The sequence below is a fragment of the Finegoldia magna genome (assembly GCF_003182075.1).
Lineage (GTDB): Bacteria > Bacillota > Clostridia > Tissierellales > Peptoniphilaceae > Finegoldia > Finegoldia magna.
Genome location: NZ_QGTH01000019.1, coordinates 1 through 14,381 on the forward strand (window position 1 = coordinate 1; position 14,381 = coordinate 14,381).

13 protein-coding genes are annotated in these 14,381 nt (G+C 35.1%); 1 reads left to right on the plus strand and 12 read right to left on the minus strand.

The window, feature by feature from the left end:
* Positions 1–115 precede the first annotated feature (115 nt).
* The 10 genes from DES33_RS07645 to DES33_RS07690 all read right to left on the minus strand — a co-directional run bounded on the left by DES33_RS07645 (position 116) and on the right by DES33_RS07690 (position 11,698).
* Positions 116–826 (minus strand): transaldolase, encoded by a 711-nt coding sequence (locus DES33_RS07645; protein ID WP_110058582.1) that lies wholly within the window; start codon positions 824–826, stop codon positions 116–118.
* Between the two features lie 27 nt (positions 827–853).
* The gene (gene ulaA, locus DES33_RS07650; protein WP_094207737.1) at positions 854–2,212 is read right to left on the minus strand and encodes a PTS ascorbate transporter subunit IIC; all 1,359 of its coding nucleotides are present in this window, start codon (positions 2,210–2,212) and stop codon (positions 854–856) included.
* Between the two features lie 17 nt (positions 2,213–2,229).
* Complete coding sequence (locus tag DES33_RS07655) at positions 2,230–2,505, minus strand: PTS sugar transporter subunit IIB (RefSeq protein ID WP_094204450.1); 276 nt, start codon at positions 2,503–2,505, stop codon at positions 2,230–2,232.
* Entirely contained in the window at positions 2,498–2,968 is a 471-nt protein-coding gene (locus tag DES33_RS07660) for a PTS sugar transporter subunit IIA (protein WP_110058583.1), read from the minus strand. The genes DES33_RS07655 and DES33_RS07660 overlap by 8 nt, the downstream gene beginning before the upstream one ends.
* A gap of 107 nt (positions 2,969–3,075) precedes the next feature.
* Positions 3,076–4,032, minus strand: coding sequence for an AEC family transporter (locus DES33_RS07665; protein WP_227930594.1), 957 nt, complete (start codon positions 4,030–4,032; stop codon positions 3,076–3,078).
* Positions 4,033–4,788: 756 nt separating this feature from the next.
* Positions 4,789–6,249 (minus strand): flippase, encoded by a 1,461-nt coding sequence (locus DES33_RS07670; RefSeq protein WP_110058585.1) that lies wholly within the window; start codon positions 6,247–6,249, stop codon positions 4,789–4,791.
* A gap of 190 nt (positions 6,250–6,439) precedes the next feature.
* Positions 6,440–7,585, minus strand: a complete 1,146-nt coding sequence (locus DES33_RS07675; protein ID WP_110058586.1) for a double-cubane-cluster-containing anaerobic reductase — start codon at positions 7,583–7,585, stop codon at positions 6,440–6,442.
* A 679-nt stretch (positions 7,586–8,264) separates the two neighbouring features.
* On the minus strand, positions 8,265–9,701 hold the full coding sequence (locus DES33_RS07680; RefSeq protein ID WP_110058587.1) for a UDP-N-acetylmuramoyl-L-alanyl-D-glutamate--2,6-diaminopimelate ligase: 1,437 nt from the start codon (positions 9,699–9,701) through the stop codon (positions 8,265–8,267).
* A 256-nt stretch (positions 9,702–9,957) separates the two neighbouring features.
* Positions 9,958–10,812 (minus strand): preprotein translocase subunit SecD family protein, encoded by an 855-nt coding sequence (locus tag DES33_RS07685; protein WP_110058588.1) that lies wholly within the window; start codon positions 10,810–10,812, stop codon positions 9,958–9,960.
* A gap of 19 nt (positions 10,813–10,831) precedes the next feature.
* The gene (locus DES33_RS07690; protein WP_110058589.1) at positions 10,832–11,698 is read right to left on the minus strand and encodes a polyphosphate kinase 2 family protein; all 867 of its coding nucleotides are present in this window, start codon (positions 11,696–11,698) and stop codon (positions 10,832–10,834) included.
* A gap of 198 nt (positions 11,699–11,896) precedes the next feature.
* On the opposite strand from DES33_RS07690, the gene DES33_RS07695 reads away from it, so the two are divergent.
* The gene (locus tag DES33_RS07695) at positions 11,897–12,883 is read left to right on the plus strand and encodes an LLM class flavin-dependent oxidoreductase (RefSeq protein ID WP_110058590.1); all 987 of its coding nucleotides are present in this window, start codon (positions 11,897–11,899) and stop codon (positions 12,881–12,883) included.
* 218 nt (positions 12,884–13,101) lie between these two features.
* Here the strand turns inward: DES33_RS07695 and rbsK are convergent, their stop codons facing one another.
* On the minus strand, positions 13,102–13,980 hold the full coding sequence (gene rbsK, locus DES33_RS07700) for a ribokinase (protein ID WP_110058591.1): 879 nt from the start codon (positions 13,978–13,980) through the stop codon (positions 13,102–13,104).
* A gap of 148 nt (positions 13,981–14,128) precedes the next feature.
* Positions 14,129–14,381, minus strand: a 253-nt coding sequence (locus tag DES33_RS09645; RefSeq protein ID WP_170111628.1) for a cell wall-binding repeat-containing protein, incomplete at its 5' end; no start/stop codon positions are given.

Sequence of the window (14,381 nt, forward strand, 5' to 3'; positions counted from 1 at the left end):
TTAAAACAAAATTAAACGGAATGTCCCCTGTTATGTACAGATTACATTCCGCTTAAAATATTATTAAATTATTCCGTGTTTACGGGTTCAGGTCATAAGTGAGCTCTTGCATTTATTAAAGAATTGAAAATCCTAATTCTTTTGAATCTTTGCAGAAAGTCTTCACTGTATCTAGTGAATATTCGTTCAAATCTTTTCCCATCAATGAAAGTTTCTTGATGATTGCAGGAGTGCATGTGATGATGTCTACTCCCAATTCATTTGCTTGGTAAATGTTGAACACTTCTCTTGGAGATGCCCACAACAATTCGCAACCTTTTTTAGTTTTGCAAATTTCCAATGATTCTTTCATGATTGGCATTGGATCAACTCCTGTGTCTGCAATTCTTCCAGCAAATACTGAAACAATGCTTGGAACATTGTCAGTCAAGTTGTCTACTACTTCTTTTACTTGATCTACTGTAAAGATTGCTGTAACGTTAAGTTTAATTCCTTTTGAACTAAGTTTTTTCAATAATGGAGCAGTTGATGTTCCATCGCTTGTAGTTACTGGAATTTTGACGTAAACATTATCTCCCAATGAAGAGATTTTGTCTGCTTCTTTTTCCATAGTTTCTAAATCATCTGCAAATACTTCAAATGATACTGGATATTCTGTAATTTCTTCTAGAACTTTCTTGGCAAATTCAACGTAATCAGTGATTCCAGCTTTCTTCATCAATGATGGGTTAGTTGTAAATCCTGTTACTTTTTTTGATGCCAATGATTCTAACATGTCTTCTAATACTGCACCGTCTGAGTAAATTTTTGTGTTAATTTTATCCATTTCAACCTCTTTCTTGTTTAGTTCAAATTATTGTTCGTTGTTAATTGCTGTGTCTTTCTTAGTGATAATTGAAGGAGCTATTAAAACCACTGCCAAAACAGCGATAATAATGTAAACTCCGACATTACCCATAGCGTTACCAACTTTTCCTAATAAAATTCCCAAAACTCCGAAGTCAAAATCTCCGAATGTTGTATTGTTAAATCCTAATTGTCCTAAAACTGGAAGCAAGAATGCTGGAAGGAATGCCAAGAATAATCCGTTGATGAATGAACCTATCATAGCTCCTCTTCTACCACCAGTTGCATTACCGTAAATACCAGCAGTTGCACCACAGAAGAAGTGAGGAACAAGCCCTGGAATAATTAATACTCCACCGATAGCTCCCAAAATAAACATACCGATTAATCCGCCTACAAAACTACATGCAAATCCCAAAATAACTGCTGTTGGTGCGTATGGGAAAAATACTGCACAGTCAACTGCAGGAACAGAGTTTGGAATTAATTTTGTAGCAATACCTTCGAATGCAGGAATCAAATCTGCTAAAATCATTCTAACACCTGCATATACGATTGCTACACCAACTGCGAAGTTTAATGCAGAGATGATTGCAAACAAATATGGGTTTTGTCCGTTAGACATTTTGCCGACGAAATCTGGACCAGCTTTGATGCTTGCGATTAAATAGAACACAATCATTGTCAACGCTGTTGAAATTGTAGTATTTCTTAAGAAACCCCATTTTTCTGGAATTTCGATATCTTCAGTTGATTTGGAATCTTTTCCAACTAATGAACCGATGAACGCCGACAAATAATATCCCAATGAACCAAAGTGACCAAGAGCTATTTCGTCTCCATCAGTAGCTTTCAAAGTGTATTTTTGTCCGATTGCTGGAGAGATTGAACTCCAAGCTCCCAATATAAATCCACCAGCCAATACCAAAGCCACTCCCTTAAATCCGATTGCACCTAAAGTTGCTGACAATAGACAAGCCATGAAGAAGCTGTGGTGACCAGTTAAGAAAATGTATTTGTATCTTGTAAATCTTGCTATTAATAAGTTAAAAATAAGTCCTACTAACAAAATTGACATTGTTTCTACGCCCAAAACTTTTTGTGCAACAGATGTGATGGCTTCGTTATTAGGAACAACACCTGTGATGTTGAATCCGTGTTGAATCATTTGACTCAATGGATCCAAGTTAGTCGTGATGACATTTGCACCTGCAGCTAACATTAAATATCCTAAGATTGGACCTAATGTACCAGTCATAACCTTGTGTGCTGGTTTTTTAAGAGCGATAAGACCTACCATCGCGATAAGACCCATCAAAAACGCAGGTTCAGATAAAATATCCTTTAATACGTTTAAAAATCCCATAAATTCCTCCTAAATTTTTATTTGAATTCTTCTAATACAGGAACCAAATCTTCTTCGATTTTCTTTTTGTTAGTGTAGCTTTTTACAATGGCTACTTTTTGATCATCTGAAAAAATTGATTTGAATTCCTTAACAGTTACGAAAAGGTCAGCGCCCTTTCCTACAGCTGCGTTAGAATCACAAGATTCAACGTTCGCTTCAATTCCCATTTCCTTGCAAATAGTTTCAACCTTCATTTTCAAAAGAAGACTACTTCCAATTCCATTACCACATACAGTAACAATATTAATCATCATTTCCCTCCTCTAATTTTTTGTTAATAATATCCAACATTTCGTCCTCAGATTTTGCATTTATAAGCTCATCTGTAATTTCATCTGAATCCAAAAGCACTGCCAATTGTTGAAGTGCTACAATGTGTGATGAAGAATCCACAGCTGCCAAACAGAACAAAATTCTTACCCAATTGTCCTCATCTTCTTCATCGTTTCTAAAATTCACAGGCTCATTTAATTTTGTCAAACTAATAGCCATTTTGTCTACATTGCCGTTTGGTCGTGCGTGAGGAACCGCAATGCTCGGAGCAAGCACAATGTAAGGGCCAGCATCCTCTACGCTTTTTATCATATCCTCTACATATTGTTCGTTAATGTAACCATTGTCCAACAAACTTTTTGCTGCAATTCTTATTGCATCCTTCCAATCATTTGCACGATCTTCAATTCGTATCAATTCTTTTTTTATTAAATCACTCAAACTATCACCTCTTTACAAAAAAATATTGGTTAACAAAAGTATTGTTAACCTTATTTTACCATATATTCACATTAGATTATATATGCGTTTCAAAAAATTTTGCCAATTTAAAGGATTAAACTACCAATCAAAATTATTACCGGCAAAGTCACCACCGAAAAAATCGTCGACAAACACAAAGCCCTCGATGGAAAATCCGTAGATTTATTAAACATCAAACAGAAAAGCACGCTCACTCCTGCAATCGGAGCTGATGCCATCGCCAATGTTGCAATCTTTGCATCTGAATTCATCGGAATAATTAACAAAATCGCGATATAAATCAAAGGAAACAAAATATTTCTGATAAAAGAAACTTCCCACGCCATTTTATCCCTGTGAAAGGGCTCAGTAATACTCACGAAATTTGCGCCGATAATTATCATACTAAGAGGAGTATTCATACTAGCCAAATAATAAACAGGTTTTGTCACAACATTCGGCATTTTGTAAATTACCCCGAAGAAAAACAAAACAAATCCCAAAACAGACGAAATAATACAAGGATTTTTCACAACTTTGTTCCATTGAATCTTGCCATTTCCAGTCATCTCGTACAAACCAATTCCATGACTCCACAACAAAATATTGAACACCGCCAAGTAAGGAATTGCAAAAAAAGTTCCATCCGCACCAAGCAATGCTTCAATCAAAGGAATTCCCATGAAACCACAATTGCTGTAAACCGATGCGAATTTGTATGTACTTATGTTTTCGTTCTTCGAAAATCTATCAAATTTGAACAAAAAATGAGAAATCAAAATAGATGAACCCATCAAAACCACCGCAGCAAAGGCAGTCATTGCAAAATTGTTCAATAGCACTGGTGTAACGGATCTATTAAACGCGTTGATAATAACACTTGATCCCACAACATACATTACAAACCCAGTCATTTCTCTGATAGTTTCTCTACTGAAAAACCCCGTTTTCGCAAAAATATAGCCCATCGCCATGAAAACAAACATAATCAAAATTTGCTGTAACGTAACTAAAAAAATAAAAAACCACTCCTTAATACTCAATTATTTATTATACCATCATTGTGAAATTTTTCTAGTATTAATTTGTGGCTTTGACGTGTGAAATAAGTGATTGGAAAAATATCAACTAAATTTTCAGAATGCACTAAAGCAGAAAATCAGTTTTATTTAGAGTTTTGTAGCTTTCTTAGTTTCAATGAAAAAAGCAGATTACCAAGTTTGCAAAGAATATCATACGGAGAAAATAATCATAAAATCAAGCGAAGTGAACCGTTAAAAAATTGTGCTGTTTGAGTGCGTAGCACGAGTTCACAATTTTAGGTTCACGAGCTTAGAGTTTATTTATTTTTGTAGTCTAGATATTCGTGCAAATTGGTTTTCTGCTCTGTATGTTATGAATCTACCTACGACAATTTTTGTAGACAGATGAGCGATTTGCAAGTTTTGTAGTTTTCTTTATTCATAGTCTAGATGTTCGTGCAAATTGGTTTTCTGCTTTGCAATTTTTGAAACGGTCTACAACATTTTCGGGTTTCAGTGAAATAAAATAGACACCCGATACGGTTAGAATATCATACGGAAAAAATTGTTTTAAATTCAAGAGAAGTGAATCGTTAAAAAATCGCACTGTCTGAGCGATAGCGAGTTTTCGATTTTAGATTCACAAGAGATGAATTTTTCAATTTTTGTAGTCTAGATATTCGTTCGTATCGATGTCTATTTTTGTATGTCTCTGTAAGTGTAAATGTACTTCGATTGTTTTAATCAAAAAAGAGCATCGCATGATGCTCTCATTATCTATTTTACTAATTTTTTAAGTGGTGTTTTCTTCAATGTTTCTATAAATACTTCATTTTTACCGAAGAACAATATCAATGTGTATCCGATGACGCTGATGAAGAATACTGCCAACAAGTTAAGTGTGTAATGTGTGATAAATTTTGTAACCACAAATTTCGTCAAAAGTATCCACAAAGCTCCTGCTACTGCGTATTTCATTGTATAGAATAATTTGTCCATTTCAAAGTAAACTCTTGCTTCTTTGAATTCAAATAGACACACAAGAACTACTACCAATTCGGAGATCGCCGTAGTTACTGCTGCACCGTTTTGTTGCCAAAGTGGTATGAAAACTAGATTTAACCCTACATTTACAAACGCCGATATCGTCGTAGCTTTTAAGTTCAATGCTTCTTTTCCCAATGGAACATTCATACAAGTTGTGATTACACCACCTGTTATTGCGAAAAATACTGACACTGCTAGAATTTGCAACGAAAGTGTCGCCGCAATGAATTTTTCTCCAGAGAGAATGTATACGATATTTTTGGATAATACTCCAAGTCCTGTACACATTGGTATCATTAATAATAGCAAAAAGCTTGAAATTTCTGTCAACAAATGTCTAAATTCTGTTTTATCATCCAATGTTGCAGCCTTTGATAATCTTGGAATTGTAACCATGTAAATTGCACCAAGCATTTGTTTTACAACAGAATACACCCTCACACTTACAGTGTAAAGTCCAGTATAAAAAACTCCCGAAATCCAGCCAAGCATCGTCATGTCCGCGCTGACGTAAACCAAAACTGCGATGCTATTCGAGAAGAATAGCATAATAGGCTTCAAATGCCTTTTCAAATTTAATTTGAATGTCGGTTTCAAACTTACGTATCTTCTAACATGTAGCATATTCGAAACGCACACCAAACCATTTACGAAAACCGTAAGTCCTGCGTATCTTAAGTAATCTTCTTGTGTTTTTACTACGAAAAATAGTAAAATTACACCAATAGTTTGAATTAGGATACTTCTGATTGTAATGTACAAATAATCCTCGTGGATTGCATTGACCCATTCAACTCCAAGTGTCGCAAAGATTATACTCAAACTTTGAATAAAAACAAGCGTTGCCATGTCGCGCATTTTCGCAGAAACTACACAGAATATCAATAAACAAATGTAAGAAATCAACGTAGATAACAAGTTGATGGAGAAAACTTCCCTCGAAAATTGGTTGAGTTTCGTTCTATTTTCTCTGTATTTGGAACCTTCTCTGACTGCATAATTGGTAATTCCAAGCGATGCAATCAGCATGAATATTTTAATAATTGAATCTCCGTAACTTACCTTTCCCATATTTGCTACTTGCAAAATTCTCGTAGCGTAAGGAAAAGTTATCAACGGGTACACAACGCTCAGCCCAACTTTGATTAAATTAAGCATTGCGTTTAATTTAAGTGATTTTTGCTTTGCCAAGTTTTTCCTCTCCTATGTGCAAAATTTATACTTACTATATTGTATCACACCTAGCTTTATAGATTATTACAACATTTCAAAATTTGCCAACAAAAAAATAACCGCCGGTTTTGAATAATGGCGATTATTTTCCAGGTAAAACCTGTATGGATTTTGCTGAAACTATTATATCACAATTTTTTAAAAAATGTTATAACATTTCAATAAAAGCACCAATTCTTGTATTTAATTGTCCAATATCTGATTTTGAATAATCAGTTTCCACAGCGATGTATGGAACATTCTTCTTATCGTTGCAGAATCTCTTAATTGACAAACCTTCAACTTGGTAAGGAGTACAAGCTTGTAAATGCATGTCGATAACACCATCAACCTTGTATTCGTCGATTAATTTATCCAATAATTTAAGTCTATTTTCGTTTGGACTCACACATGCACAACCAATGTTCATGTATTTTCTAGCAATCGCATCAATCATATCTGGATTGTCTACATCGACATTTTCATCAATAGCCTTAGCGCCACCACAGTTTTCGTAGCTAACCACAACTGCACCGTTATTTTCGACTGCTTCGATAACTTTTTCAGTCGCACCACCGATAGGACAACCAGTAATCAAAATTCTTGGCTTGCCACTGATGTGCTTGTGTTCAGACATAACCTTAGCTTTTAATTCTTCAAGCATTTGTGGAATTTGTTCCTTGTCAAAATCAAATTGCACACCATTTAAAACATGCCACAATTCTCCACCTGTGATTGGCAAATCATCAGCCTTCATTATAGAATAGAAGTCCTTTACAGCGGATCTCTCAGCGTTTTTCACTTCAATTGCATGCTTTAATTTTTCATCTGTGATTTCAACGCCGAATAAATCTTCGATAGTCTTAATCATCTTTCTGATTTCTTCTTTCCATAAAATAAGACCTTGTTCAGTGTTCTTGTTTGGAAGCTCCATAACGTGAACTGGCTTGAATTCTCCCAAATATTCGTACATCTTCTTCTTGCCATCGCAAGTAGTTTCTCCGACAACCAAATCAGAGAAATAGAAGAACGGACACTTATCAGTCAACGCAAAACCATAAGAAGATTTGATAAGTGGGCATAAGTTTTTAGGCAAATCCCTCTCAGCATCTTGAATAGTTTCGTCACTTGTAGCACACAAACTAACACAAGTAGCACCAGCTGCAACAGCTAACTCTTGTGGAAAAAACGTACAAAAAATTCCTATAACAGGAATATCCTTATCCTTTATTTCTTTTACTTTCAAAAAAGCATTTTGACGACTTTCTGCAAAATCGTTAAAAACTTCTGGTAACTTCTTCTTTAAATCAACCATCTAATCACCTCGTAACAAATAATATCATTTACTCAATAATATATCAAAATGATAATCGTTATTTATAGATTTTTTCTATAAATGACCTCCCTCGCCCTCTCTCATAGATGATTTTGGGAATAAAGAAGGTATTGTCTTAGATAGCTTCAGAATACACAAAGCAGAAAACCAGTTTGCACGAATATCTAGACTACGGTACAGAAAACACAAAAACTCGTAAATCGCTCATCTGTCTACAAAAATTGAAAAATTCTAATCTCGAAATCCTAAAATTTGAAGCACGCTTCGCTTACGCGGTCAAATTTTAGACGGATTTCTTCGATTGAATTTAAAACAATTTTTTCCGAATGATTCGCTCTTTTACGATGTTTTTGGCTTTACAAAACAAAGTTCTTAGCAAAACTGGTAATCTGCTTTGTATTTTTTTGAAACTACCTACGACAATTATTGTATTTCAGTGAAATAAAATAGACAACCGATACGGTTAGAATATCATACGAAAAAAATTGCACTAAATTCAAGCGAAGTGAATCGTTAAGAAATCGCACTGTCTGAGCGTTAGCGAGTTTGCGATTTTAGGTTCACAAGCGATGAATTTATCAATTTTTGTAGTCTAGATATTCGTTCGTATCGGTGTCTATTTTTGCTTTTATTGAAGATATGTTCGTATCTTTACTGCTTATTTATTCTTCAATTCATCCAACACTTTGTTGACTGTTCCTTTTTCATAATAAGGTGTCTTTTCATTTCCTTTGAGCTTGATGAAGTTTTCTTGTCCTTTTCCCAAAAGTAAGACAAAATCTCCCTCATTTGCAATTTCTATCGCATGTTTAATGGCAGATTTTCTGTCTTTGATTCTGACATATTCACCGTTTTCTTCTTCAATCCCACTTACGATATCATCAGCAATGTTTTCGTATGTGTCGAATTTTGGATCGTCAGTTGTTACAATTGAAAACACGTTGTTTTCTGCGGAAATCTTTCCGACCTCGTATCTGATTTCACGAGTTCTATCGCCACTCATCCCATAAACTACGATTTTTCGTTTGTCGTTTGGCACAGATTTGTAGATATTTTCAAAAGCTTTTGGAGTGTGTGCGAAATCAATGACAATATTTATCCCCAAATCATTTTTAACAAATTCAAACCTCGCTTCAACGCCTGTAAAACTTTCCAACGCTTTGGCAATATCTTTAAGTTCATATCCCAATAAATTCACCGCAGCAATCGCAGCCACCGCATTGTACACATCAAACATAGCAAATCTGTTGAGTACGAATTTCACGTTTTTGATTTCAAAATGCATCTTGCCATCAATCAATTCTACATTTTCAGCCCTAAAATCGGATTCATTTTTAAGGGAGAATGTATATGCTTCTTCAAACCTTCCCTTTGCTTTTCTTCCGTATTCATCATCTACATTCACGATTTTTTTCTTGGCATTTTCGAACAAAATCATCTTCGCATCGAAATAATTCTCCATATTTTTGTGAAAATCCATATGCTCCATCGATAAATTGTTAAACACAGCTACATCAAACTCTATCCCGTCTAGTCTATGCAAATACAATCCATGACTTGAACATTCTACAACAGCGTTGTCGATTTTTTTGTCCACCGAAATCTTCAAAATCTTGTCGATTTCGCAAATTTCTGGAGTCGTGTTTGGCGTTTCGTATTTTTCTTTCGCGATAAAAGTTCCGTTCGTGCCGATATTTGTGCATTGTGAGTTTAAGTTTTCCAAAATATGACTAATCATAGAAGCTGTTGTAGTCTTGCCATTTGTTCCAGTGACTCCTATCACTCGAAGCTTCTTTGATGGAAAATCACACACCACATTTGAAATTTGGGCAAGAGCTATCCTTGCATCTTCGACTTTGATGTAGTTGATACCTTCTATTTTTTGTGTATCTTGTGTAACCACAATCGTGTTTGCGCCGTTTCCAATCGCCTTGTCGATAAATTTGTGTCCATCAAATTCCATCCCTAAAATCGCCACAAACACTCCACCTTTTTCGATTTTCCTGGAGTCATTTGTCACATTTGTAATCTCGTCGTCGTTGTTTTTTGTATAATCTATATAATCAATTTTATCTATAATATCAGTTAAGTTCATATTTTTCCCCTTTGGTTTTCATTTATATATTATTATATAACATCGGGCTATTGTTTTGGCAAATTTTACATATTAATAAACTCAGACTGTCGCTGATATTCGTTGACTTTTTAATGAATAATGATATAATATTCTTAACAGAACCTCTCCACGCTTAATGTAGTTTAACTACACGCGGACCACGGAGAGGGCTTTTTTTATTGTCACTAAAAAAACTGACCACCCAGCCTAGCCAAGTGATCAGTCTACAAATTTTTTATTTCATAACAGCTACTGCAACTGCTATTGCTGCGATTCCAATGATAAGTCCAAACACAAGTCCTGCGACAATACTTACTATCGCTGATTTCACACCAACGGCAAGCATTCTTTCATCAGAAATTCTGTCGTAGAATACTGCTGAATACAAGACAACTCCAACTATCATGCCTACAATTGAAGGAAGGAATGTTGTTGGAAGTGCCATCAACAAAATGTTAATCAACGCTTCACAAGCTACATACACTCCAAGTCTTGTGTCTCTTTCTACAGGATTTGGAACTGGTGAAATGTCCTTTTTAGTGAAATGGAATATAATTCTACACACTGCATAGTAGAAAAACATTGATATAACAGCCAAAATAATAGTATATGTTATTGGATTCAGTCCTGTTTTTGTTACTTGTTCCAATTGTTGTGCTTGTTCTGGGTGAAGCTTGAATTGTACTATTGATGCCGCAAACGTGAACACTCCGTACAACAAGAACAATATTACAAATGCACCTTTTTTATTGAATTTTTCAATAAGTCCATGTAACATTGAGAAAATATTTTGGCAGAAACCAGCATAACCTGAGCTTTCACGTTGAGTGTAATCTTCAATGTATTCTTCTTCGTCATCTTGACCTTCAAAGAAAAAACTATCGTCTGTTTTTTCGTAATGATCTTCTTTCGTATTAGAATAATTATCTTCTTGTGAAGCTTCAAAATAATTGCTATTTCTGTCAGAATAACTGTCCTTATCTTCGCTGTAACCGCCTCTTACATCTTCTTTTTCACTAAAATAGTTGCCGTCTTTAGTGTATTCACTGTCGTCATTTTCAAAGCCTTTGTAATCTCTATCGTCTGACATATTCTCCTCCTACTTTTTATTAGTCGTCTTTTTTATCCTTCTCGTCTTGTTCCAACAAAACCTTCTTCCATTTGTCTAGTTGTGATTCTTCTTCCTTGGAAAGTTTTGGTGTTTGTGGGTCCAATTGCTCGAACAAATCCAGCATAACCTCACTCACAACAAACCTCGTGAACCATTTGTTGTCCGCAGGAACCACATACCAAGGTGCATAATCAGTTGAAGTATGCTCCAACATATCTTCGTAAGCCTTGTGATATTCGTCCCAGTTTTCTCTTTCCAAAATATCACTTGCTGCAAACTTCCAATGTTTTTCTTCCAAGTTAATCCTATCCAATAGTCTTTCTTTTTGTTCGTCCTTTGACACATGCAAGAAAAACTTCACAACCTTGATACCATTATTGTCCAAATATTTTTCGAACGCATTGATATCTTCGAATCTTTTATTCCAAAAATCGTCGTCGTTTTTTTGATTAACCAAATTGTGAACTCTGGTTACCAAAACATCTTCGTAGTGTGATCTGTTGAAAATCCCAACTTCTCCATAAGAAGGAGTTGCCTTTGTAATTCTCCACAAATAATCGTGATCCAATTCTTCTGTGGAAGGTTGCTTGAAGCTTGTAACCTTGCAGCCAGCAGGATTAAGCGCGGTGAACACCTTTTTCACCAAACTATCCTTACCCGCAGCATCCATCGCTTGAAGTACAACCAAAATTCCTCTTTTGTTTTCAGCGTATAATTTTTCCTGAAATTCAAACATTTTTTCCAAATTTTGTGGAAGAATTTCTTCCTTCACTTCTTTTTTTGAATATGAATCGTCTTTTTTAGTGCTAAATTTTTCCAAATCAACTTTTTTATTAGGTTTTACCCTGTATTTCTTAATATCCATAACTTACTTCCTTTTAATATCGTTATTATATATTTATCCAAATTGGGTAAAAATAAAACAATTTCATTCACTGAATTAATTATATCATTTGTTCAATTTTTCTTCAATAGTTTACTATCACATTAGTATTACGCGGAATTTATTTGACAATCACCATTTTATATAATAAATTCATATTAACCAAAAGGAGGAACTATTATGAAAATATCAATACTAAATTTAATACCAAGATTTATAGATGAAACTGCCAAACAATCCATCGAACGTGGATTGGAACTTGCAAAATGGGCAGACGGACAACACTTCGAAAGATATTGGGTTGCAGAACACCACAACTCCAAATCAATCTCATGCTCAGCAACAGATTTGATTATCGGATATATTTTGGAAAATACAAATAGAATAAAAGTCGGAGCAGGTGGCGTAATGCTTCCTAACCACACACCATTTCAAGTTGCAGAAAGATACGGAACCCTCGAAACATTATATCCCGAAAGAATTGATTTGGGAATTGGAAGAGCGCCTGGAACAGACATAGAAACAGCGAAATTAATCTATCGTGACACATACAAAGAAGATAACTTCAAAGAAGCTATCCGAACTTTATTAAGCTATTTTGAAGAAGAGGCAGAAAACTTCAAAGTTCGTCCATATCCTGGAGTTGGCACACACGTTCCAATATATATCTTAGGAAGCTCCATGACATCTGCGCACATCGCAGCACAATTGGGACTACCTTATTCATTTGCAGGACATTTTTCGCCAAACACCGTTGATGTTGCACTCAAAATCTACCGCGAAGAATTCACTCCATCGAAGTATTTGGACAAACCATACGTAATGCTTGGAGTATCTGCAAACGCAGCTTACGAGAAAGACGCCGCAGAACACATCAAACAACAAGCCATCTCCATATTCTTGCAAATCCAAAACAGAAACAACAGAGATGCATTCTTAAAAGCAGACCCTAACAACAGCCCCGAACTCACATCAATCGAAAAATTCATGATAAGAACTGCCCGTGGACTTCGAATCGAAGGCGATGTGAATTCTGTAAAAGACCAATTCATGGAAATAAAACAAAAATACAACCCAGACGAAATCATCGCCGCATCCTACATTCCAGATTTCAAATTATTAAAAGAAAACTATGAAATCATACAAGATTTGGCGTTGAATGATTAGAAGGCTATTGAAAAACCATCCAGACAATTCTGGATGGTTTTGTGCTTTAATAAAAAAATCAGGAGATTACTCCTGAAATATGAAATAATTAAGTAGTAAACCGATCATACCAAAAAAGCAAACCATCACTCACTAATATCTGATATTCGTGTATGATGGTTTAGCTGCTATTGTTCTGCTTTTCTAAAAGAAAAACTTTCAGGCAAATCCTGAAAGTTTTACATTATTTCGTCTATTGTTGGGATGGATTCTCCCGATCCTTTTCTGGTTACTGTTTTTGATGATGATTTTGTGGCAAATTCCATCGCTTCTTTGATGGATTTTTGTTGATCTAACATGACTGCCATCGCTCCAATGTAGCAATCACCTGCAGATGTTGTATCCACAACTTTTGCTTTGATGGCATCTTGTTTTATGTGTTCTGTTTTTGAAAAATACTCAGATCCATTTTCTCCCAAAGTTATTATCACAGAGCCGACATTTTTGTCCAATAATTCATTTGCTGCTTCTTTTAAGTTTTCTTTGGTTGAATATCTCAAAATTTCATTCTCATTAGGCACGAATAAGTCCACCTTGTCCAATATATTTTCCACTTCAAACTCACTTGGGGCAGGGTTCAAAATCACGAAAACTCCTTTTTCCTTCGCTTTTTTAATCGCGTATTCGTTGACTTCTTGCGGAATTTCCATTTGCAAAATCAAAATATCGCATTCATCCAAAAGTTCAATGTTATCGTCGATGTCTTGGATTGTAATCGCATAATTTGCCCCATGATCTAAAACTATTTCGTTTTGTCCAGTTTTGTCCACATTTATTAGCGCAGTTCCTGTGTCCACATCTTTTTTGATGATGTTTGATGTGTCCACGCCGTATTCCTTCATATTTTTGAAAATAAAATCAGCATCCATATCATTTCCCACACACGCAAGAAACTTCACATCGCCGCCGAGTTTTTGACAAGCAATCGCTTGGTTTGCCCCCTTGCCACCGACAGATCTGCTCTTTGATATGGACGATATTGTTTCTCCTGGTTTCGGGAAATTTTCCAAATTATATGTAGTGTCTACATTCACGCTTCCTATAACTAAAATTGACATAAATCTCTCCTCAAATCTTTGCATTTACGCTAAGAGTTTTTCTTAATATATCTTATATTATACAATACAAATCAAATTTTGTAATTCAAACAAAAAAAACAATGTGACTGAATTTTAAAATTCAATCACATTGTTTTTTTAATGAATACTATTTGTATTCTTCAATACTTAATTTACCACCTAGTATAATGGATTCTTTGATTTTGTTGTCTCTCAAGTATTGTTTTACTGAAACTGACGCTTCGTCTTTATCTATCAATACTATTGGTGCTTTTTCGGCGTTTGATAGATATGGTGCTAGTAGCGCATCTGGGTATGCTGTTTTGTTTGCAAATATTACTTTGTCAGGGTCACTGTTTACTGCTTTTGCTACTTCTAGTGCTGTGTCTACTCTTGTTCTT

Coding starts and splice junctions, on each gene's coding strand:
- DES33_RS07645 (WP_110058582.1), bottom strand. CDS start 826: ATGGATAAAATTAACACAAAAATTTACTCAGACGGTGCAGTATTAGAA.
- ulaA (WP_094207737.1), bottom strand. CDS start 2,212: ATGGGATTTTTAAACGTATTAAAGGATATTTTATCTGAACCTGCGTTT.
- DES33_RS07655 (WP_094204450.1), bottom strand. CDS start 2,505: ATGATTAATATTGTTACTGTATGTGGTAATGGAATTGGAAGTAGTCTT.
- DES33_RS07675 (WP_110058586.1), bottom strand. CDS start 7,585: ATGGTTGATTTAAAGAAGAAGTTACCAGAAGTTTTTAACGATTTTGCA.
- DES33_RS07680 (WP_110058587.1), bottom strand. CDS start 9,701: ATGAACTTAACTGATATTATAGATAAAATTGATTATATAGATTATACA.
- DES33_RS07685 (WP_110058588.1), bottom strand. CDS start 10,812: ATGTCAGACGATAGAGATTACAAAGGCTTTGAAAATGACGACAGTGAA.
- DES33_RS07690 (WP_110058589.1), bottom strand. CDS start 11,698: ATGGATATTAAGAAATACAGGGTAAAACCTAATAAAAAAGTTGATTTG.
- DES33_RS07695 (WP_110058590.1), top strand. CDS start 11,897: ATGAAAATATCAATACTAAATTTAATACCAAGATTTATAGATGAAACT.
- rbsK (WP_110058591.1), bottom strand. CDS start 13,980: ATGTCAATTTTAGTTATAGGAAGCGTGAATGTAGACACTACATATAAT.